Raw genomic sequence first — 17,685 nt, forward strand, 5'->3', positions numbered from 1 at the left:
GACATCTAGCAGGCACTCCATCACGCCGTCAGAGCGGGGACACCGGACGGATACGCTATTTCTTTAACACTAAGCTCTCTTCCGACGAGCCAGCCAAGCTGTTCATATCCCAAAATGAATATTTCGTCTCTGAGGACTCCCAAAAGCCCTTCGTGGATCTTTAGGGCTTCCTCGATTTGGCGCGCCTCCAATCGAGTTAGATCCTTTAGCTGTGTAGTAAACCTTATGAAAATCTCTGCTTCTTTTGTGGCCATCTAAGATCTTCCCAACAAGGGTTTCTGGCAATCTCGGTTATTCGGTTGGAATAAAACAAAGGTAGTTTTGTCCGCAGAGCGGGCCAAATCACACACACCCTCCAAATACAGATGGCGCGGCGATTGCGCCAGCCGGAACTGCGGATAGCGCTGCCACGGCACATATGAACGAGTTGATTTTGAAATTCACAGGATCACCTCATCTAATTGAGCACAGTGAAACACTCTATAGGTGATCGCGCAACAAGAAGTACCATCTTTGGCGCGTAAAACTTACCTCTTCGATGGCAAAGATACGTCACCATAGAAGACCCCCGCAATGGCGGCGCCCATTGCCGGGTGAAATCATACATCGAGGCTGGACGGCGGGTTATTCGGCCGCGCCGGTCAGGTCTTCGGCCAGCATCAGCGCATTGCCGTCTGGATCGTAGAACGTCGCGGTTTTGACCATGCCTTCGACAACGTCGGTATCCCCGTCAAACTTGACTTTCGCCTGTTCCAGCTTCTGCCGCGCGGCGTCCAGACCCGCGATGCCAAACACCGGCACACAATTGCCCGGCGCGGGCTTGGTGTGCTCCCCCAGGCCGATGGTCACACCGGCGGTGTTTGTCTGCACCTCGGACCAGCCCGCCTCATCCGCGTGGTAGAGAAGTTCAAAGCCCAACATCTCCTGATACCAAGTTGCGCTGGCGTGGCGGTCTTTGACCGATAGGGCGATTGTAATTGTTTTATCTACAGAAATGAGCGACATAAGCTTTCCTTTAGAGTCATTTTATAGTAACTATACTTTATGGACATTAGGCTGTTTGTCAACATCACCTCAAGAGCCTGGGCTTTGCCCATTCTGGCGCAGCTGGATGCGGGCATTGCGGGCCGGCAAGCCCCATTACTGGCCGCAACTGGCGCCGGCCGAACTGCCTTTGCGCAAAGCATGGATCACCTGATCACGCTGGGATTGATGGAACGGAACCCGGGCTATGGTCACCCGCTGCGGCCGGAGTTTCGACTAACCCCCTTAGGAAAATCAGCCGCCAAGCTGGCAGGTGACATCCACCGCATTGCGGATGAAACGGATCGGGATTTGCTGCGCCGGTCGTGGACGTTGCCGGTTTTGGCGTCCCTACAAACCCCGCGGCACTTTATTGAGATCAAGCGGGATCTGTCACCGATCACGGATCGTGCGCTTTCACAGTCATTGAAAACGATGGAGGCCAGAAATTGGGTCAACCGACAGGTGGACGATCTGACCCGCCCACCCCGCTCGCGCTATTCAGCGGTGAGCACGGGTAGCCTGCTCAGCGATGTGACGGCCTCGGCTGTCACTTTCGTTCAGTAAAAAACGGCAGTTTCGCCAGTATGCTAAAGGGGCGCATCAGTCCGACGCCCCTTTGCAAGTTTCAGTTTGAATTCCGCAGGCCCACGGCACCTAGCCCATCAGCGACCGTGTGATGATCAGCTTCTGAATATCGCTGGTGCCCTCATAGATCTGGCAAACACGGGCGTCGCGATAGATCCGTTCCACCGGGAAATCCTGCATATAGCCGTAGCCGCCAAAGGTCTGGATCGCGTCGGAAATGATCTTCTCCGCCGCTTCTGACGCAAAGAGTTTCGCCATCGCCGCCTCGGGCAGGCAAGGGATGCCCGCGTCTTTCATCCGGGCGGCGTTCAGCACCAACTGCCGCGCGGCCTCCAGCTGGGTGCGCGCGTCCGCCAGGCGGAAGCCCACGGCCTGATGCTGCATCAGCGGCTGCCCAAAGCTTTGGCGGTCTTTGGCATAATCCACTGCCGCCTCCAGCGCGGCCTGTGCCATGCCCACGGACTGTGCTGCGATCCCAATACGGCCGGTTTCCAGGCTGGACAGGGCGATCTTGTAGCCCTCACCCTCTTCACCGATGCGCATGTTGGCGGGCACCCGCATCTCCTCAAACCGCAGCGCGCAGGTGTCGGAGCAGCGTTGGCCCAGCTTCTCCTCAACCGAGGTGACGTGGTAGCCAGGATTGCTGGTTTCCACCAGAAACGCAGTGATGCCTTTCTTGCCCTCGGACCCGTCCATACGGGCAAAGACAACAACCCATTCGCCAATCTCACCCGAGGTGATGAAGGCCTTTTCGCCATTGATCACATAGTCATCGCCATCACGTCGGGCGCGGCTGCGAATGGCCGACGCGTCAGAGCCAGCATGCGGTTCGGTCAGCGCAAAGGCCCCGATGAAGGCACCTTCACAGGCCGGGCGCAGTACGTCTTGCTGCTGCTCAAGTGAGCCATAGCGCTGCAGGATGGCATTGAAGGGCGCATTGTGCACCGACATCACGGTGGAGATCGCACCGTCACCGGCGGCCACCTCCATCAGAGCCAGCGCATAAGACACGTAGTCTGCGCCAACGCCGCCCAGTTCCTCGGGCACTGTCATCCCAAGGAAGCCCAATTCGCCCATCTGAGCCAGGATCTCAGGCTCGATCTGCTTGGATTTATCCCGCGCCGCCGCGCCGGGGGCCAGCACATCGCGGGCAAAGCTGCGCGCCATATCTTGAATCATCTGCTGGTCTTCGCTGATCACACTCATGGGGGGCTCCTTCATCGGTCTTGGGCATTGGTCCTGGGCGGAAAAACAACTTATCAGTGCGGATATTAACGCAAATCCTTGCAGAAGTTTTGCATCAGTGCTTTTCTATAGGCATTCTTTTGATGCCACATTTATGGAAAGTCCATTGTCTGACTTGTCTTCCGCCAATTCACACGAGGGTGACGCGCGCCAAGCGATCGCTTCGCCCGCGCGTAACCAGCTGACACCGCATGTAAAATGGCGCTATCAACCCGGTGACAGAAATCGCCTTGCTGTGATCATGCCCGGGTTGCTTTACCATTGCGACAAACCGCTGTTTCAGGCACTGGCACAGGAATTTCGCCAGCAGGGCATGGGGCTGCTGCAATGTGACTTTGACTATGCCGATGATCCCGACTTCATGAATGCGCCGAAAATGAATCAGCTGGATCAGATCTACCGGGACGGTAAATCGATCGGGGATCTGGTTCAGAGGCTTGGCGATTTTGATGAGATCTTTCTGGTCGGCAAATCGCTGGGCGCGATGGCCATGGCCGCGGCATTGGACAGCGGCAACTTTGACTAGGCGCGGGCGATCTGGGTCACCCCCGGCCTGCAAAACAGTACGCTTGGCGATCAGATCATCGCTCACCCCGGCCGGTCGCTGGTGCTGATGGGCGATCTGGATCCCAGCTGCCTGCCCGAAACCCTTGCGCCGCTAAAAGACGCTGCACAGGTGCATGTCGCCATCATCGAAGGTGCCGATCACGCCTTTGCCGCCAGCGATCTCTTCAGCGAAGAGGATTTGACCCAGGCCGCCATGCAGGCCCTTGCCAATTGGATGCCCCTGCGACCACACGGTTAACAGGCCACGCAAGTCTGTCACAACACCCGCAGGATCACCTGCGACCGCGCCTCAGCAATCAGGTCTGAGCTGCCAATCGCCTCATTCAGATCCGCCAAAGCCGCCACCGAGGGCAGGTTCACCCGCACAACCGCGTCCAACTCGCCGGAGAGGGAGACCACCTCAACCACACCCGTCTGCGCCGCCAAGAACTGCAGCGCCGGGTCGCAGGGTCGCTCGGCGATCCGCACAAACACCATGGCCCGCACACCGCCCGCCTGCCCGATCTGAACGCGGTAGCCCGTAATGACGCCCGCGCCCTCCATCCGTGTGATCCGCTCCTGCACGGCGGGACGGGACAGATTCACCTGCCGCGCAATCTCGGCCGTGGGCAGGCGCGCGTCCTTTTCCAATAGGGACAGGATGCGCAGGTTTGTGTGATCCAGATCCATTTCGCTCGCCTTTCCGTCGATCCGCAGGGCAATGGCGACACTCCGCAACTGGAGCCACCGCATGCCGCTAGATAGCCTGATCCTCTCAGAGACAGGAGCGTAAAGAATGCGGAAAATTGTGCCAACTGACTTCAGCCCGAAACGAGCCTGGGCCGCGCTGGACATTGAACAGATTGAGGGCGCAACAGTGCGCCTGCATTGGACGGATACAGCCTACAAGTGGCACGTGAACGATGGGCCTGAGGTCTTTGTCGTCCTAGACGGTCACGTCGACATGCACGTGCGCGAAGCGGGTGTGGAAACGGTGCTGCCCCTCACAAAGGGCGAGGTTTTTCACGCCGAAACTGGCGACGAACATGTCGCCTACCCCAACGGCCCTGCCCGTGTCCTAGTCATCGAAAAAGCCGGCAGCGTCTGACGATCCGGAAAAAAATGTGCCGAAGCGGGTAAACCACTTCGGCCAGATGCGCTGATTGGGAGGCGCGGGGAGGTAACTGTTACAAGTGCGATCTTACCAGTCGATCGGGCCCTTATCGGCAAATTCATGCACCAGGAAATCGATGAAGGCGCGCACCTTGGGCTGGGTGAACCGGCCCGGCGGGTAAACCGCGTAGATGCCTTGGGTTTCCATGGGTAGCTCAGGGATCACATCTTCGACCAGACCCGCCTTCAGCGCATCGGCGTAGAGGTAGCTGGGCAGATAGGCGATGCCCAGCCCCGCCACCGCCGCGTTCAACAGCGACTGGCCGTCGTTCACGCTCAAGCCGCCAGCGGTGCGCACTTGACGCTTCTCGCCAGAGGGGGCGGTCAGTTTCCAGACATTGCCACTGGACTGGTTGGAATAATGCAGCAGCTTGTGTTCATTCAGATCGTCGATCTTCTTGGGGCGGCCATGTTTTTCAAAATAGGCCGGCGCCGCGATCATGCGTTTGGTGGTTTCCGTCAGCTTGCGGGCCCGCAATGTGCTGTCTTCCAGCTCACCAATGCGGATGGCCATATCAAACCCTTCGGAGATCAGCTCCACGTAGCGGTTGTTCAGCACCATATTGACGTTGATCTCAGGGAAGTCTGACAGAAACTCCCCCAGGATCGGGCTCAGGTGGTTCACACCAAAATCCGTCGCGACCGAAATCCGCAGCAAGCCCGAGGGCGCCGATTGCATCGAGGTCACCAAAGCATCCGCTTCGCCCGCGTCATTCAGCACCCGGCGCGCCCGATCATAATAGGCCAAACCGATTTCCGTCGGTGACACCCGGCGGGTGGTGCGATTGAGCAGCCGCGCGCCCAGACGATGTTCCAGACTGGACACATGTTTGGACACAGCGGATTTGGAAATCCCCATCTTGCGGGCTGCATCCGTGAATCCGCCCTGATCCACGACGGTGGCAAAAGCTTCCATTTCGGTCAGGCGGTCCATTGGCGCGTCCTTTTTGATCTCAGTCTCTCTCAGGGATCAGGTATCGACGCCAAATCAGGCAGGATCTGGGCAGGGTCCAGACAATATCAGGGAATTTGCACAATCGTTCTCAGCGTGGAAACAGCGCAACAATCGGTTCTCAAACGCGCATCAAAGCACCAGTTCGATCACCGTAATCCATATTGGCAGGCTGACCGCCGCCAATAGGGTGGTCTGCGCCACCAACGTCGCGGACAGCTCCCGATCCGCCCCAAACCCGGCCGCCAGCACATGCGCAGCCGAGGCTGTGGGCAGTGCCGCAAACAGCACCAAAGTCGCTGCAATTGCAGGTTCCAACCCCAGGGTAAGGCCCAAACCCAAAGCAAAGGCGGGCAGGAGCACCAGTTTGGTCACCACAATGATCCCGCTGAACCGGTTCAACCGCGCCAGCGCGCCCCAGTTCATCGTCGCCCCCACCGAAATCAGTGCCACCGGGATGGCGGCACGGGCCAACATCTCCAGCGGGGCCATTGCAACCTCTGGAATCTGGATGCCGCTTAACCCCACGATCACGCCTGAGATGGAGGCCAGCAGGAACGGGTTTGTCGCCACTTTGGCGACGGTCTGCATCAGCGACCCGCCGCCGCGCGACAGGGCGGTCACGGCAAAAAGGTTCGCAACCGGGATCGCCAGCCCCACCGCCACGGCCAATTCGCCAAGGGGCGGGTCCATCAAGGTCTCAACCGCAACAAAGGCCATTGCGGTGTTAAACCGCCAAGAGACCTGCCAGGCGCCCGCGAAATCCACAAAGCGATCCGGCCCAAACCGGCGCGCCAGATAGCCCGCAGCCAACCCAAGGGTCAGCACTGCCCAGACTAGCGGCCCGATAGAGGCAATATCGCGCAGTTCAATCGGACGAGAGGACGCCGCCACAAAGATCAGGGCCGGGAACAGGATCTCAAAATTCAGCCGGTCCAACCCCTGCCAGGCATTCACCGACAGCCGCTTGCGGATCAGCCCGCCCAGACAGACCATCAGGAAACTGGGCAACAGCCCAAAAAGAATTGAGATAAAAATCATGGCGCCTACCTTCTGCGCCGATCTAGGGCCAAGGCCCTTATCGCTTCAAGCGAAATCCTCCTGCGGCCGCACAGCTTTGCCAAAATGCTTTTCAAACAGGTGCAGCCCCTGTGGGGTAAACTGCACCACCCGGCTGTCCGCCTGTCGCCGCGCCCAGCCCTCCTCAATGAAATGGCTCAGCAGTGCCCGCCCCAAACGGCCCGCCAGATGGGATTGCCGGGCGCTCCAATCCAGGCATTCCTTGCACATCGGCGCGCGGCTTTTGGGCAGTGATGCCAGATCTAGCCCAAGCGCTTTTAGAAACTGGCGACCGCGCGGACTGACCTGCAGATCGGGCCCAACCAGCACGCCCTGCGCCTGCAGGCTGCGAAACATCTGCACCCCCATTTCCCCAGCCAGGTGATTGTAACAGACCCGCGCCTGCCGCATCGCCTGATCCTTTGGCCCGGTCCGTGTCCGCAGATGCCCCTTGCCCGCCGCAAGCCCCATCAGCGCCTCCAGCACCTCAGCCACCTCTTCCCCGGCCAGGCTGAAATATTTGTGGCGCCCCGATTTGCGCGGCGCAACCAGCCCGCCCTCAACCAACCGTGACAGATGGCTTGAGGCGGTCTGCGCCTGCACGCCAGCCTCCTGCGCCAATTCCGTGGCTGTCAGCGCTTTGCCACTCATCAGCGCGCTCAACATATTGGCGCGGGCCGGATCCCCGATCAGCGCCGCCACCCGGGCGATATCTGGTCCATCTCTCATGCCACACCCGTCGCATATAGTTCGATCTATAGCGAAGCATAAACAGCATGCGATCCGCTAAGCAAGCCCAACACCAAGACAGCGCCAAGAAGGAGCACCCCATGCTGACCTGCATCATCCGCTATGACATTGACCCCACCAAGAAAGCCCAATTTGAACGCTATGCCCAAAACTGGGGTCAGGCGATCCCGCGCAACGGCGCCCAGCTGATTGGTTATTATGCCCCGCACGAAGGCTCCTCCACCCTCGCCTATGGCATTTACAACATCGACAGCCTCGCCGCTTATGAGGCCTATCGCGCCCGGCTCGCCGCTGATCCGCTGGGACGGGAAAACTATGAATTTGCCCAGCGGGAAAAGTTCATCTTGCGCGAAGACCGCACCTTCCTGAAACTGGCCTCTGCACCGCACGCCCCCGCCGCCAGCCCGAAAGGAACCCGCCCATGATCGCCGTCATCTTCGAGGTCGAAATCGCCGAAGGTCAACGCGACGCCTACCTCGACATCGCAGCCGAGCTGAAACCGCTGCTGCAGGAGATTGATGGCTTCCTCTCGGTGGAACGGTTCGAAAGCCTGATGCAGCCGGGCAAACTCCTGTCGCTGTCTTTCTGGCGCGATGAGACCGCCGTGCAAAACTGGCGCGCCCTCGCCGAACATCGTTTTGCCCAAACAAAGGGACGCGCGGGTATCTTTGCCGGCTATCGCCTGCGGGTGGCCGAGGTGGCGCGCGATTACGGCATGGAGGACCGGGCCGAGGCGCCCGGTGACTCGCAAGCCACACATGGCTGACGCTCTGGTGGGCAGGTCTTGCCCACCACCCATCCGCCCCTTACACCAGATGCACCGTAACCCGGAGATTTTATGTCCCGTTGAGACATGGCAGCCTTTAACGTGATCCCTTGATGGACCACAGGTGCGATCCACCAGCTGCCCCCCACGTTTGACACCTAAGACCTGCCAATCCGGCAGGCGGTTGGCGCGTGGCTTCTCTCAACATCGCCTCAAGAGAGGCACCTGACATGAAAGCAAGATCACCAATGATCCGACCCTTTAATTCAGCCGACACTGACGCCGTCATGCAGGCCTGGCACAAGGCCAGCGCCTTGGCCCATCCGTTTCTCAGCGATGAGTTAATCGCCAAGGCGGACGCCCTGATCCGTAACACCTTCCTGCCAATGGCAAATACCTCCGTCATCGAACAGGAGGGGCAAGTGGTGGGCTTCATCGCGCTGCTCGGCCATCAGGTGGGCGGGCTGTTTCTGGATCCGGCCTATCACGGCCACGGACTGGGCAAAGCGCTGATGGACCACGCCGCCCAGAGCCATCCGGTTCTGGAATTGGAAGTGTTCCGTGACAACACAATCGGCCGAGGCTTCTATGCCGCTTACGGTTTTGAAGAACTGGAGGAGAAGACCGACGACTTCTCAGGCCTGCCCGTTCTGCGCCTGCGCTACAGCACCACATAAACAAATAGGAAGGGGCCCACCCGGCCCCCTCCTTTCCCCTAGGCCTAGGCCCAGGGGGTGTCTCCCTCACTGACCACTTGCCCAAACCGGTTTTCCCGATGCCAGCGCAGGTTCTCAGGATGCGGGGCACAGCGTGGATCTGCAGGTGGCAACAGCTTCCCGGACGGGCTGATCAAGCGGTTCACAACATCCTCCGACACCTTGTTGTGCGAAATCAAAATCGTTTCCAGATCCTCAGCTACTGAGATCAACCCGCGATCAAACATCCAATGCAAGGTGCCTGAAAGGGCCAGACCGTTGCGGACCGAGTCGGTGCCGCTTTCTTCAACGGGGCGAATATGTGCCGCCTGCACTTCGGGACGTCCCCCTCCGTTTCGCAGGTTCAGACCCGACATGGCACACCGGTGGTCATAGGCCTGTCGCACTTTTCGCCGGAACACCACATCTCGATAGGGTCGTCGTACCAACCGCTCTATGACGGGCCGCTCAAAAACCAGCGGTTCCTCCGCCAAACCAGAGATATGGCCAGATGTGTGAGGATCGTAACGACGCGCCTCCTGCGCCTCCAGATCATCGGGCAGACCCAGACGGATAATCTGCGCGAAATCCGCATCTGGCAGGCGTCTCACCGCGGATTGGACCACCCCACCGCGGCGCAATGCGCCATCTTCTGCCATAAGCGCCTGTTCCATGGTCCGCCCCTCAATCTGGCGCGGCACCTCTTGGTCGAAATCCAGATAGCTCCCCGGCGCAATAAGGCCAAGATAACGCCCAGGCGATCCCGGCTTTTCGATCACCTGCTGCAACCGCGCCACCGCGAAATAGCCCCGTGGCCCTGCTTTGACAGGCTCATAGTAGACCACCCAATCGCCCACCGCCTCCTGCATGGCGCGGAGATAGGCCTTGGGAAAGTCATAAACCTTGTCGGGTTCGTCCTCGTAGATCGAACCCGGCTTGTGCATCAAAACCAGTTTCACCATTTGACCAGGAAACAAAAACCTCCTGAAATTGCAAGCGGCATGCACCCAACACGCAAAAAGGGGGGCGCCTCCGCCCCCGCTTTCATCGTTCCATAAATACTCTGGGGGAATTGGCCGTCAGGCCAAGGGGGCAACGCCCCCACCCCTGTTCAGCATTACAGGGACGCCGCCAATCGGGTCCCCTGATTGATTGCCCGTTTCGCGTCCAGTTCCGCGGCCACATCTGCACCGCCAATCACGTGGCAGGTTACACCTTCGTCTTCCAGCGCATCAGCCAACGAACGGTCGCTGATCTGACCTGCACAAAGCACAACGGTGTCGCAGTCAATCACCCGCGGGTTTTCGCGTGCTTCGCCAAAGCTGATGTGCAGCCCCGCGTCGTCGATACGCTCGTAGTTCACGCCGCCGATCATCTCGACCTGTTTCATTTTCAGCGCCGCGCGGTGGATCCAGCCGGTGGTTTTGCCCAGCCCTTTGCCCAGCGCCTTGGCTTTGCGCTGCATCAGGGTGACCTGACGGGTGGGGGCCTCGGGCTGCGGGCCGGTTTCGGCCAGACCGCCCCGGGTCTGTTCGGGATCACCAACACCCCATTCCTTCATCCATTCCGGCAGATCCAGCGTCGGGCTGTCGCCGGTCACCAGATACTCAGACACATCAAAACCAATGCCGCCGGCGCCGATCACAGCCACCTTTTGACCCACGTCTGCCTTGTCGCGCAGCACGTCGATATAGCTCAGCACATTGGCGCGGTCCTGACCGGGAATGCCGGGATCGCGCGGCACCACACCGGTGGCGATGATCACCTCGTCAAAGCCTTTCAGGTCATCAACTCCGGCCTCCACGCCCAGTTTGACCGTCACGCCGCTGTCCGCGACCCGCGCCTCAAACCAGTCGACCAACCCGTGGAACTCTTCTTTGCCCGGCACCTGCCGCGCCATGTTCAGCTGCCCACCAACGCGATCCGCGCGATCAAACACCGTGACATCATGCCCCCGCTCAGCCGCCGTCAGGGCCGCCGACAGTCCTGCGGGCCCGGCGCCAACCACGGCGATGGATTTCACCGCCTCGGTAGGGGTGATCGCCAGTTCAGTTTCATGGCAGGCACGCGGATTGACCAGGCAGGAGGTCAGCTTGCCACTGAATGTGTGGTCCAGACAGGCCTGGTTACAGCCAATACAAGGGGCGATCAGCGCGGCTTTGCCCGCCTCGGCCTTCACCACAAAATCGGCATCCGCCAGCAATGGCCGCGCCATGGAGACCATATCGGCGCAGCCCTCGGCCAGCACATCTTCGGCCACATCAGGCATGTTGATCCGGTTCGAGGTGATGACCGGAATGCCCACCTTGCCCATCAGTTTCTTGGTCACCCAGGAAAACGCCCGGCGCGGCACCGAGGTGGCGATGGTCGGCACCCGCGCCTCATGCCATCCAATGCCGGTGTTGATGATGGTGGCGCCCGCTTGTTCCACCGCCTGCGCCAGCTGCACCACCTCGTCATGGGTGGAGCCATTGGGCACCAGATCGATCATCGACAGGCGGTAGATGATGATAAACTTCTCGCCCACAGCTTCCCGCGTGCGGCGCACCACCTCAACCGGCAGGCGCATCCGGTTTTCATAAGATCCGCCCCAGCGGTCCTCGCGTTTGTTGGTGTGGGTGACAAGGAACTGGTTCAGAAAGTAGCCTTCCGACCCCATGATCTCGACACCATCATAGCCCGCCTTCTGGGCCAGCACCGCGGCGTTGACGATGTCGGCGATCTGTTTCTCGATACCTTCTTCATCCAGCTCCTGTGGCGGGAAGGGGGAGATCGGCGATTTCACCGGGCTGGGGGCGACACATTTCGGCGAATAGGCATAGCGGCCCGCGTGCAGGATCTGCATTGCGATCTTGCCGCCTGCATCATGCACCGCCTTGGTGATGACCGAATGGTTTTCGACATCTTCGTCCTTGGTCATCATCGCCGCGCCAGGCAGCACCGATCCTTCAAGGTTCGGGCCAATGCCCCCTGTCACCATCAGCGCAACACCGCCACGAGCGCGCGCGGCATAGAACTCGGCCACACGCGGCCAGTCCTTGGTTTCCTCCAGCCCGGTGTGCATCGAGCCCATGAGGACGCGGTTTTTCAATGTGGTAAAGCCCAGATCCAACGGGGCAAGTAGGTGCGGATAATCTGACATTGCGTGCCTCCCTGCGGTTAATGGCCAGTTGGCCATGACACAGGGGCAATGTCACGCTCGACGCCGCGTAAAATTGACGTAAGGGGCCGTTACGTCACTGCGTGTCACGTCAGGTTTTGCGCCCCTTGTTGGGCTTTGGATCCAGATCCGGCAGACGGTTGCGGATCAGGGAAGATTTCACAATCGAGGTATGCGTTTCGGCCCGTTCGTGCAGGGGCAGCAGGATCTCATCCAGTTCAGAAACTTTCACCAGCATCAGCCGAGCCACGAAACAATCCTCCCCCGTCACCCGATCACAGGCGGTGAGGCGCGGTTCCAGCCGGATCATCTCTTCCACGGCGTGCATCTGTTTCGACCGTGGCTTGATGCGAACGATGGCCTCCATGGTATAGCCCAGCGCCTCGGGGTCGATGCGGGCGGTAAAGCCTTCGATCACCCCCGCCTCCTGCAGACGGCGCAGGCGCTCACCCACCGCCGGTCCAGACAGGCCAACAGTTTTGCCAATCTCCGCCAGAGGTGCACGCGCATCTGCGGCAAGGACATTGATGATATCGCGGTCAGTTTGATCAAGGACTTTCATGGTGAAAGCCTTATCACAACGACACCCGTCATACCGAAAGAATTTTCCGCATTCTCCTTTCGCACCAGCGGGGACAGCACGGTTTTCGAAACCTATCCTGCAGGTAGTCAGGAAAGGATATTCACAATGGACATCAAACATATTGCCGCTTTCAGCACCGGTGACCAAGGTGGCAACCCTGCCGGTGTGGTTTTGGGGGACAGCCACCCTAGCGAGACAGAGATGCGCCGGATCGCGGCCGAATTGAACTACTCCGAAACAGTCTTTGCCATGCCGGTAGACGGTGCGCAGGATCATTGGCGGGCGCGCTATTTCTCACCCGAATCCGAGGTGCCGTTCTGTGGTCATGCCACCATTGCCCTTGGTGCAGTTCTTGGCCAACACGCAGGCGCAGGCCGCTATCAGCTGCGCCTGAATGAGGCGGACATCAGCGTGGAGGCCACCCCTAGCGACGTCGGCATGACCGCGACGCTGGCGTCGCCCCCGACCCGCAGCCGTGAGCTGAACGATGAGGAACTCAGCGACACGCTCACCCTCTTTGGCTTGACCGAGGGAGATCTGGACAGCCGTCTGAAACCGGCCTTCATCCACGGTGGGGCGGATCACATCCTGCTGCCGCTGCGCGATCGCACCACGCTGGCGGCCATGTCCTATGATCTGGATGCGGGTCGTGAGATGATGAACCACCATGGCCTTGTCACCGTGATGCTGGTGAATATCCGCGGCGATCGTGAATTTGATGTGCGCAACGCCTTTGCCTCAGGTGGTGTTCTGGAAGACCCTGCAACCGGTGCTGCTGCGGCGGCGTTTGCCGGACGTCTACGCGATGTGGGCTGGCCCCACGCGGGCAGCTTCACCCTGCATCAGGGCGAAGACATGGGCGCGCCATCGCAGATCCATGTCAGTTTGAGTGACGTGCCCGGATCCTCAGTTCAGGTCACCGGCACAGCGCGCGATATGCGCGGCTAATCCCCAAAGCCCTCCGAAACGCAAAACGGGCGGCCCAACCGGACCGCCCTTTCACCATAACATTGCCAGATGAAGTCACCAGCGGCGCCTATTCCGCGACCGCCTTGGGCATATTCACCCGCTCTGACAGTTTTTCCAGGCTTTCCACCCGTTCCGAATAACGATCCACCAGATAGGCCGATTGGCTGCGGGTCAGCAGGGTGAACTTGGTCAGCTCTTCCATCACATCGACCACACGATTGTAGAACGGCCCCGGTTTCATCCGATCATCTGCATCAAACTCATCCCAGGCCTTGGCGACCGAGGATTGGTTTGGAATTGTGATCAGACGCATCCAGCGGCCCAGAATGCGCAGCTGGTTCACCGTGTTGAAACTTTGCGAGCCGCCTTCGACCTGCATGATCGCCAGGGTCTTACCCTGCGTTGGGCGAATGCCGCCAATTGGGGCCAGCGGGATCCAGTCAATCTGGGTCTTCATGATGCCGGTCATGGCGCCGTGGCGTTCCGGCGAACACCAGACCATGCCTTCGGACCACATCACCAGATCACGCAGCTCCTGCACCTTGGGGTGATCGGCCTCAGCATCATCCGGCAGTGGCAGGCCCGACGGGTTGAACACCCGGGTTTCACAGCCCAGCCGTTCCAGAATGCGCGCGGCCTCTTCCACCATCAGGCGGGAAAAGCTGCGCTGACGCAGCGAACCATAGAGCAGCAGGATACGCGGTTTGTGGCTGGCGCGTTCAGTGGGAAACAGTTTGCTTTCATCAATGGTGTGAAAGCTTTCGTCTTGGATATTTGGGGTGGCGTCAGACAACGCAGTCTCCTTGTTCGTTCAGGATCATTTCGCCGTCCTCTTTATAAAGAGGCCCCTTGGGCCGCGTTTCGAGGAGGTCCAAAACCGCCTCAGACGGGCGGCACAGTCTGACGCCTTTGGGCGTGCAGACGATGGGCCGGTTCACCAAAACAGGGTGTTCCAGCATATGATCCAGCAGCACCTCCTCCGATACCTCTGGATCCAAAAGCCCCAGCTCCTTCGCCGGGGATTTCGTCGTACGCAGGGCGCTGCGCGGCGTCAGACCAGCCGCGGCGAACAACGCCTGCAGCTGTGGCCGGGTCCAACCGGTTTGTAGATAGTCGATGACCACCGGCTCCACCCCGCTGGCGCGGATGATCGCCAGCACATTGCGGGAGGTGCCGCAGGCGGGATTGTGATGGATGACAATGCTCATGCCTGCTCCCCTGCGGTCAGCTCTGCCTCATCCTGAGGCACTGCAAACAGAACGCCTGCCAGAACCATCGCCACCAGCGCGCCAGCGATCTGCGCAATGATAAAGCTGGAAACATCACCGGGATTGATGCCCGCAAAGGTATCCGTGAAAGCCCGCCCAATGGTCACCGCCGGATTGGCGAAGGAGGTTGAGGCGGTAAACCAATAGGCCGCAGTGATATAAAGCCCCACCATCACGGCCACGCTTTCGCTGCGGAAGCGGACCGCACCCAGAATGGTCAGCAGCAGCCCAAAGGTCGCCACACCTTCGGCAAACCACTGCGCACCGCCGGTGCGTGAGGTGGTGGAATATTGCAGGATCTCAAGGTCAAACATGCCGTGCGCGACAAGGCTGCCAAGGATAGCGCCAAGGCTTTGTACAGCCACATAGGGCGCCAGTTCAGCCCAGCGCAGATCGCCACGAATGGCCATCACCAATGACACTGCGGGGTTGAAATGCGCGCCGGAAATTGGGCCGAAGATGGTGATCAGAACCACCAGAATGGCGCCGGTCGGGATCGTATTGCCCAAAAGCGCCAGCGCCACATCCTCGGTCAGCTTATCCGCCATGATGCCGGACCCCACCACGGTGCAGACCAGCAGGGCGGTGCCCAGACCTTCGGCGGTCAGGCGGTGAAACACATCTTGCCTCATGCCGCGCCCTCCAGCTCAGTCCCGATCAGGTTCAGCGCGTTTTTCTGTGCGGCTGCATCCATCTCACCCAAGGGCAGCGCCAGGAACGCTTTCACCCGCGCCTCCATTCGCTGATGCGCCTGACGGAAGGCCGCGCGGTTTTCTTCATCGGTTTCGCCAGCGCCAGCCGGATCGGGGATACCCCAATGCGCCGACACCGGCGCACCGGCCCAATAGGGGCAGGTTTCACCAGCGGCCGAGCTGCAGACCGTGATGACATAATCCATCTGCACCGCACCCTCGCCCGAAAACTCATCCCAGCTTTTGGAGCGAACATAGGAAGTGTCATAGCCAAGCCCATCCAGCAGCTCGACCGCAAAAGGGTTCGGCTTTCCCGTGGGCTGTGAGCCAGCAGAATAGGCGCGGAACCGGCCCTTGCCCAATTCATTGATCAGCACCTCCCCCAAGACCGAGCGGGCGGAGTTGCCGGTGCACAGCACCAAAACGTTTTTGATGTCTCCCATCACAGGGATCCTTCCGTAGTCTGACCCGCTTAGCAGCAGGCAATGTCATCCAGTATCGGGCGGCACAGATCTGGATTGCCGCCACAACAATCCTCCATCAGGAAGCCAAGCAATCCGCGCAGCCCCTGCATATCCACGAAATACCGGATAGAACGCCCCTCCCGGGTGTTACGCACAAGACCCGCCTGATGCAGCACCGAGAGGCTGGCCGACATGGTGTTCTGTTTCACACCCAATGCGTCTGAGATTTCACCTGCCGCCATACCATCACTGCCCGCTTTGATCAGCAGGCGGAAGGCATCCAGACGGTTGGCTTGTGACAGGGCCGCAAAGGCAGAAAGGGCGATCATCTTATCCATACTTCATGAATTATGGATATATTTAGATTCGGCAAGTAAAAACTGTATGACACAGCCTAAGCACCGCGCTATTTCGCGGCCGGCTCTGGGTAGCGGTCGGCTGGGCCAGAATGTCAGCTGCAGCCAAGCCAAGAAACCGCCGCCCAAGACCGCGGTTTTCAAACTGGCGTTGTTCACTTGGAAGGGCGAACGTCCTTAACCGTTACAGCGTTTCCAGACAATGGCGACGGAAAGCCCGTTTCAGCATATCCAGCTCCTCCCGCAGGAGCTGGACCTCCGCCCGGATGTCATCGGCCAGCGCATCACCGGCCAGAATGGCAAAACTGCTGAGCGTTTCGCCGCTTTCCGCATCCAAAATGACAAAGGTCTGCACCCCGTCGGACAGCAATTGTGACGGGATCGGCACCCGCACCAGCCATTCCCCTTCGGTGCTACCTTCCTGCATCGAGTGACCCAAAACCGGTTTATCCAGATGGGTGACCGAGATTTTGGGCTGATAGCGCGCGCCGCGATGGGTTTGCAGCACACCCTCCCAGACCCCTTCCAGAAGCCGGGTTTTGGTCAGTTGCATTTCGCTCATGCTGCAGGCTCCTTACAGTTCGGCGCGGGGCCGGCGCGAGAAGGTCAGGTCGCGCAACACCACCTGGTTCATCTCAGGGCCCTCAAAAATCAGGTCCAGCCAGGCCTTTTCGACCCGCTTTTCGTTCAGCTTTGTATAAGCGAGATCAAATTCCACCATGATCTCTTCTTCGTGCAGCGGCAGTTCGCGCACGATCTGTTCGGTGTTGGGGCCGTGCTTGATGTTGAGCCGGGCAAAAATCTCCAGCGGCTTTTCCATCTCCACAATCGTGTCCATCCGCAGCAGGTGACGGCGTTTCAGCCCCTGAACCGCTTCGGGTGGCAGATCAATCACCAGCGACAGGAAGGATCCGTCAAACTTGAACACGTCCATACGCAGCCCGTAAGGTGCCAGATCCGCTTCGCGGGTGTTGCGCAGCTGGCGCAGGGTCAGCTCGGAAAAGGCGCAGTCGTGAAACAGCGTGACCTCTTCGCCCAGCTGGCTTTTGTTCTGCGCGCTCGACAGGCCGGGCACCGGCAAGGGTCCGCGCCACAGCGCCGGGCGCCAGCCCCAGTCAGACCCTTGCGGGCGGCGAAACTGCGTTGATCCGATGGCGGGCAGGGCCAGACGTTCATCGGCGACGTGAATCAGCTCATTCAAATGGGTGCGCAGCTCGCGCGCCTGACTGCGCTGACGGCGCAGGGCGGCCAGATCTTGGCCCGCCGCAGCGCGCGCGGCTTTGGCCCAGCGTTTCTGCACCCGTTCCGACACAAATGTCTTGATCAGATCGCTTCCCGGCATGCCTGCCATGTGGCGCGTCCCCTCTGCCCGTTTATTGCCTCATCTGCGCGGTCC

25 protein-coding genes are annotated in these 17,685 nt (G+C 59.8%); 8 read left to right on the top strand and 17 right to left on the bottom strand.

Annotated elements, in window-relative coordinates; genetic code table 11:
- Positions 1 to 20 precede the first annotated feature (20 nt).
- The gene (locus tag TL5118_RS09800) at positions 21 to 254 is read right to left on the bottom strand and encodes a hypothetical protein (protein ID WP_058260783.1); all 234 of its coding nucleotides are present in this window, start codon (positions 252 to 254) and stop codon (positions 21 to 23) included.
- A 370-nt stretch (positions 255 to 624) separates the two neighbouring features.
- A complete protein-coding gene (locus tag TL5118_RS09805; protein ID WP_058242439.1) occupies positions 625 to 1,005 on the bottom strand; it encodes a VOC family protein in 381 nt (126 codons plus the stop codon).
- Positions 1,006 to 1,044: 39 nt separating this feature from the next.
- Between TL5118_RS09805 and TL5118_RS09810 the strand changes: the two genes are divergently transcribed.
- Complete coding sequence (locus TL5118_RS09810) at positions 1,045 to 1,590, top strand: winged helix-turn-helix transcriptional regulator (RefSeq protein ID WP_058242438.1); 546 nt, start codon at positions 1,045 to 1,047, stop codon at positions 1,588 to 1,590.
- Between the two features lie 90 nt (positions 1,591 to 1,680).
- On the opposite strand, the gene TL5118_RS09815 is transcribed toward TL5118_RS09810, so the two are convergent.
- Positions 1,681 to 2,817 carry an acyl-CoA dehydrogenase family protein gene (locus TL5118_RS09815; protein ID WP_058242437.1) on the bottom strand — a complete coding sequence of 379 codons (1,137 nt, stop codon included), beginning with the start codon at positions 2,815 to 2,817 and terminating at the stop codon, positions 1,681 to 1,683.
- Between the two features lie 145 nt (positions 2,818 to 2,962).
- Here TL5118_RS09815 and TL5118_RS09820 point away from each other — a divergent pair, with 145 nt between their 5' ends.
- Together TL5118_RS09820 and TL5118_RS09825 are read left to right on the top strand one after the other, a co-directional pair.
- The gene (locus TL5118_RS09820) at positions 2,963 to 3,382 is read left to right on the top strand and encodes a hypothetical protein (protein ID WP_131727433.1); all 420 of its coding nucleotides are present in this window, start codon (positions 2,963 to 2,965) and stop codon (positions 3,380 to 3,382) included.
- A gap of 87 nt (positions 3,383 to 3,469) precedes the next feature.
- Complete coding sequence (locus TL5118_RS09825) at positions 3,470 to 3,661, top strand: hypothetical protein (protein WP_058242435.1); 192 nt, start codon at positions 3,470 to 3,472, stop codon at positions 3,659 to 3,661.
- Positions 3,662 to 3,678: 17 nt separating this feature from the next.
- On the opposite strand, the gene TL5118_RS09830 is transcribed toward TL5118_RS09825, so the two are convergent.
- Positions 3,679 to 4,155, bottom strand: coding sequence for an Lrp/AsnC family transcriptional regulator (locus TL5118_RS09830; protein ID WP_207383446.1), 477 nt, complete (start codon positions 4,153 to 4,155; stop codon positions 3,679 to 3,681).
- Positions 4,156 to 4,198: 43 nt separating this feature from the next.
- On the opposite strand from TL5118_RS09830, the gene TL5118_RS09835 reads away from it, so the two are divergent.
- A complete protein-coding gene (locus TL5118_RS09835) occupies positions 4,199 to 4,510 on the top strand; it encodes a cupin (RefSeq protein ID WP_058242433.1) in 312 nt (103 codons plus the stop codon).
- A gap of 93 nt (positions 4,511 to 4,603) precedes the next feature.
- Here TL5118_RS09835 and TL5118_RS09840 read toward each other — a convergent pair whose 3' ends face one another.
- The 3 genes from TL5118_RS09840 to TL5118_RS09850 all read right to left on the bottom strand — a co-directional run bounded on the left by TL5118_RS09840 (position 4,604) and on the right by TL5118_RS09850 (position 7,315).
- Positions 4,604 to 5,509, bottom strand: coding sequence for a LysR family transcriptional regulator (locus TL5118_RS09840; protein ID WP_058242432.1), 906 nt, complete (start codon positions 5,507 to 5,509; stop codon positions 4,604 to 4,606).
- A 150-nt stretch (positions 5,510 to 5,659) separates the two neighbouring features.
- Positions 5,660 to 6,568 (bottom strand): AEC family transporter, encoded by a 909-nt coding sequence (locus TL5118_RS09845; protein WP_058242431.1) that lies wholly within the window; start codon positions 6,566 to 6,568, stop codon positions 5,660 to 5,662.
- A 45-nt stretch (positions 6,569 to 6,613) separates the two neighbouring features.
- On the bottom strand, positions 6,614 to 7,315 hold the full coding sequence (locus TL5118_RS09850; protein WP_058242430.1) for an ArsR/SmtB family transcription factor: 702 nt from the start codon (positions 7,313 to 7,315) through the stop codon (positions 6,614 to 6,616).
- 101 nt (positions 7,316 to 7,416) lie between these two features.
- Here TL5118_RS09850 and TL5118_RS09855 point away from each other — a divergent pair, with 101 nt between their 5' ends.
- From TL5118_RS09855 to TL5118_RS09865, 3 genes are all read left to right on the top strand, one after another.
- On the top strand, positions 7,417 to 7,761 hold the full coding sequence (locus TL5118_RS09855) for an NIPSNAP family protein (protein ID WP_058242429.1): 345 nt from the start codon (positions 7,417 to 7,419) through the stop codon (positions 7,759 to 7,761).
- Complete coding sequence (locus TL5118_RS09860; protein WP_058242428.1) at positions 7,758 to 8,102, top strand: antibiotic biosynthesis monooxygenase family protein; 345 nt, start codon at positions 7,758 to 7,760, stop codon at positions 8,100 to 8,102. Before TL5118_RS09855 ends, TL5118_RS09860 begins: the two co-directional genes overlap by 4 nt.
- 248 nt (positions 8,103 to 8,350) lie before the next feature.
- Positions 8,351 to 8,779, top strand: a complete 429-nt coding sequence (locus TL5118_RS09865) for a GNAT family N-acetyltransferase (RefSeq protein ID WP_058242427.1) — start codon at positions 8,351 to 8,353, stop codon at positions 8,777 to 8,779.
- Positions 8,780 to 8,823: 44 nt separating this feature from the next.
- Here the strand turns inward: TL5118_RS09865 and TL5118_RS09870 are convergent, their stop codons facing one another.
- From TL5118_RS09870 to TL5118_RS09880, 3 genes are all read right to left on the bottom strand, one after another.
- Complete coding sequence (locus tag TL5118_RS09870; protein WP_242601766.1) at positions 8,824 to 9,774, bottom strand: HNH endonuclease; 951 nt, start codon at positions 9,772 to 9,774, stop codon at positions 8,824 to 8,826.
- A gap of 140 nt (positions 9,775 to 9,914) precedes the next feature.
- Positions 9,915 to 11,939: an NADPH-dependent 2,4-dienoyl-CoA reductase gene (locus TL5118_RS09875; protein WP_058242425.1), complete on the bottom strand. Its 2,025-nt coding sequence runs from the start codon at positions 11,937 to 11,939 to the stop codon at positions 9,915 to 9,917.
- A 109-nt stretch (positions 11,940 to 12,048) separates the two neighbouring features.
- Positions 12,049 to 12,519, bottom strand: a complete 471-nt coding sequence (locus tag TL5118_RS09880; protein ID WP_058242424.1) for an Lrp/AsnC family transcriptional regulator — start codon at positions 12,517 to 12,519, stop codon at positions 12,049 to 12,051.
- A gap of 126 nt (positions 12,520 to 12,645) precedes the next feature.
- Here TL5118_RS09880 and TL5118_RS09885 point away from each other — a divergent pair, with 126 nt between their 5' ends.
- Positions 12,646 to 13,488, top strand: a complete 843-nt coding sequence (locus TL5118_RS09885; RefSeq protein WP_058242423.1) for a PhzF family phenazine biosynthesis protein — start codon at positions 12,646 to 12,648, stop codon at positions 13,486 to 13,488.
- Between the two features lie 88 nt (positions 13,489 to 13,576).
- On the opposite strand, the gene arsH is transcribed toward TL5118_RS09885, so the two are convergent.
- The 7 genes from arsH to TL5118_RS09920 all read right to left on the bottom strand — a co-directional run bounded on the left by arsH (position 13,577) and on the right by TL5118_RS09920 (position 17,640).
- Positions 13,577 to 14,302: an arsenical resistance protein ArsH gene (gene arsH, locus TL5118_RS09890; RefSeq protein WP_058242422.1), complete on the bottom strand. Its 726-nt coding sequence runs from the start codon at positions 14,300 to 14,302 to the stop codon at positions 13,577 to 13,579.
- Positions 14,295 to 14,717 (bottom strand): arsenate reductase (glutaredoxin), encoded by a 423-nt coding sequence (arsC, locus tag TL5118_RS09895; RefSeq protein WP_058242421.1) that lies wholly within the window; start codon positions 14,715 to 14,717, stop codon positions 14,295 to 14,297. Before arsC ends, arsH begins: the two co-directional genes overlap by 8 nt.
- Positions 14,714 to 15,409, bottom strand: a complete 696-nt coding sequence (locus tag TL5118_RS09900; RefSeq protein WP_058242420.1) for an aquaporin — start codon at positions 15,407 to 15,409, stop codon at positions 14,714 to 14,716. Before TL5118_RS09900 ends, arsC begins: the two co-directional genes overlap by 4 nt.
- Positions 15,406 to 15,912, bottom strand: a complete 507-nt coding sequence (locus tag TL5118_RS09905) for an arsenate reductase ArsC (protein WP_058242419.1) — start codon at positions 15,910 to 15,912, stop codon at positions 15,406 to 15,408. The genes TL5118_RS09900 and TL5118_RS09905 overlap by 4 nt, the downstream gene beginning before the upstream one ends.
- A 29-nt stretch (positions 15,913 to 15,941) precedes the next feature.
- Positions 15,942 to 16,271 (bottom strand): ArsR/SmtB family transcription factor, encoded by a 330-nt coding sequence (locus TL5118_RS09910; protein ID WP_058242418.1) that lies wholly within the window; start codon positions 16,269 to 16,271, stop codon positions 15,942 to 15,944.
- Positions 16,272 to 16,473: 202 nt separating this feature from the next.
- On the bottom strand, positions 16,474 to 16,851 hold the full coding sequence (locus TL5118_RS09915) for a hypothetical protein (RefSeq protein ID WP_058242417.1): 378 nt from the start codon (positions 16,849 to 16,851) through the stop codon (positions 16,474 to 16,476).
- Between the two features lie 12 nt (positions 16,852 to 16,863).
- Positions 16,864 to 17,640, bottom strand: coding sequence for a DUF6478 family protein (locus TL5118_RS09920; protein ID WP_179945275.1), 777 nt, complete (start codon positions 17,638 to 17,640; stop codon positions 16,864 to 16,866).
- Positions 17,641 to 17,685: the final 45 nt, after the last annotated feature.

This window comes from Thalassovita autumnalis, assembly GCF_001458255.1.
GTDB classification, from domain to species: Bacteria; Pseudomonadota; Alphaproteobacteria; order Rhodobacterales; family Rhodobacteraceae; genus Thalassobius; species Thalassobius autumnalis.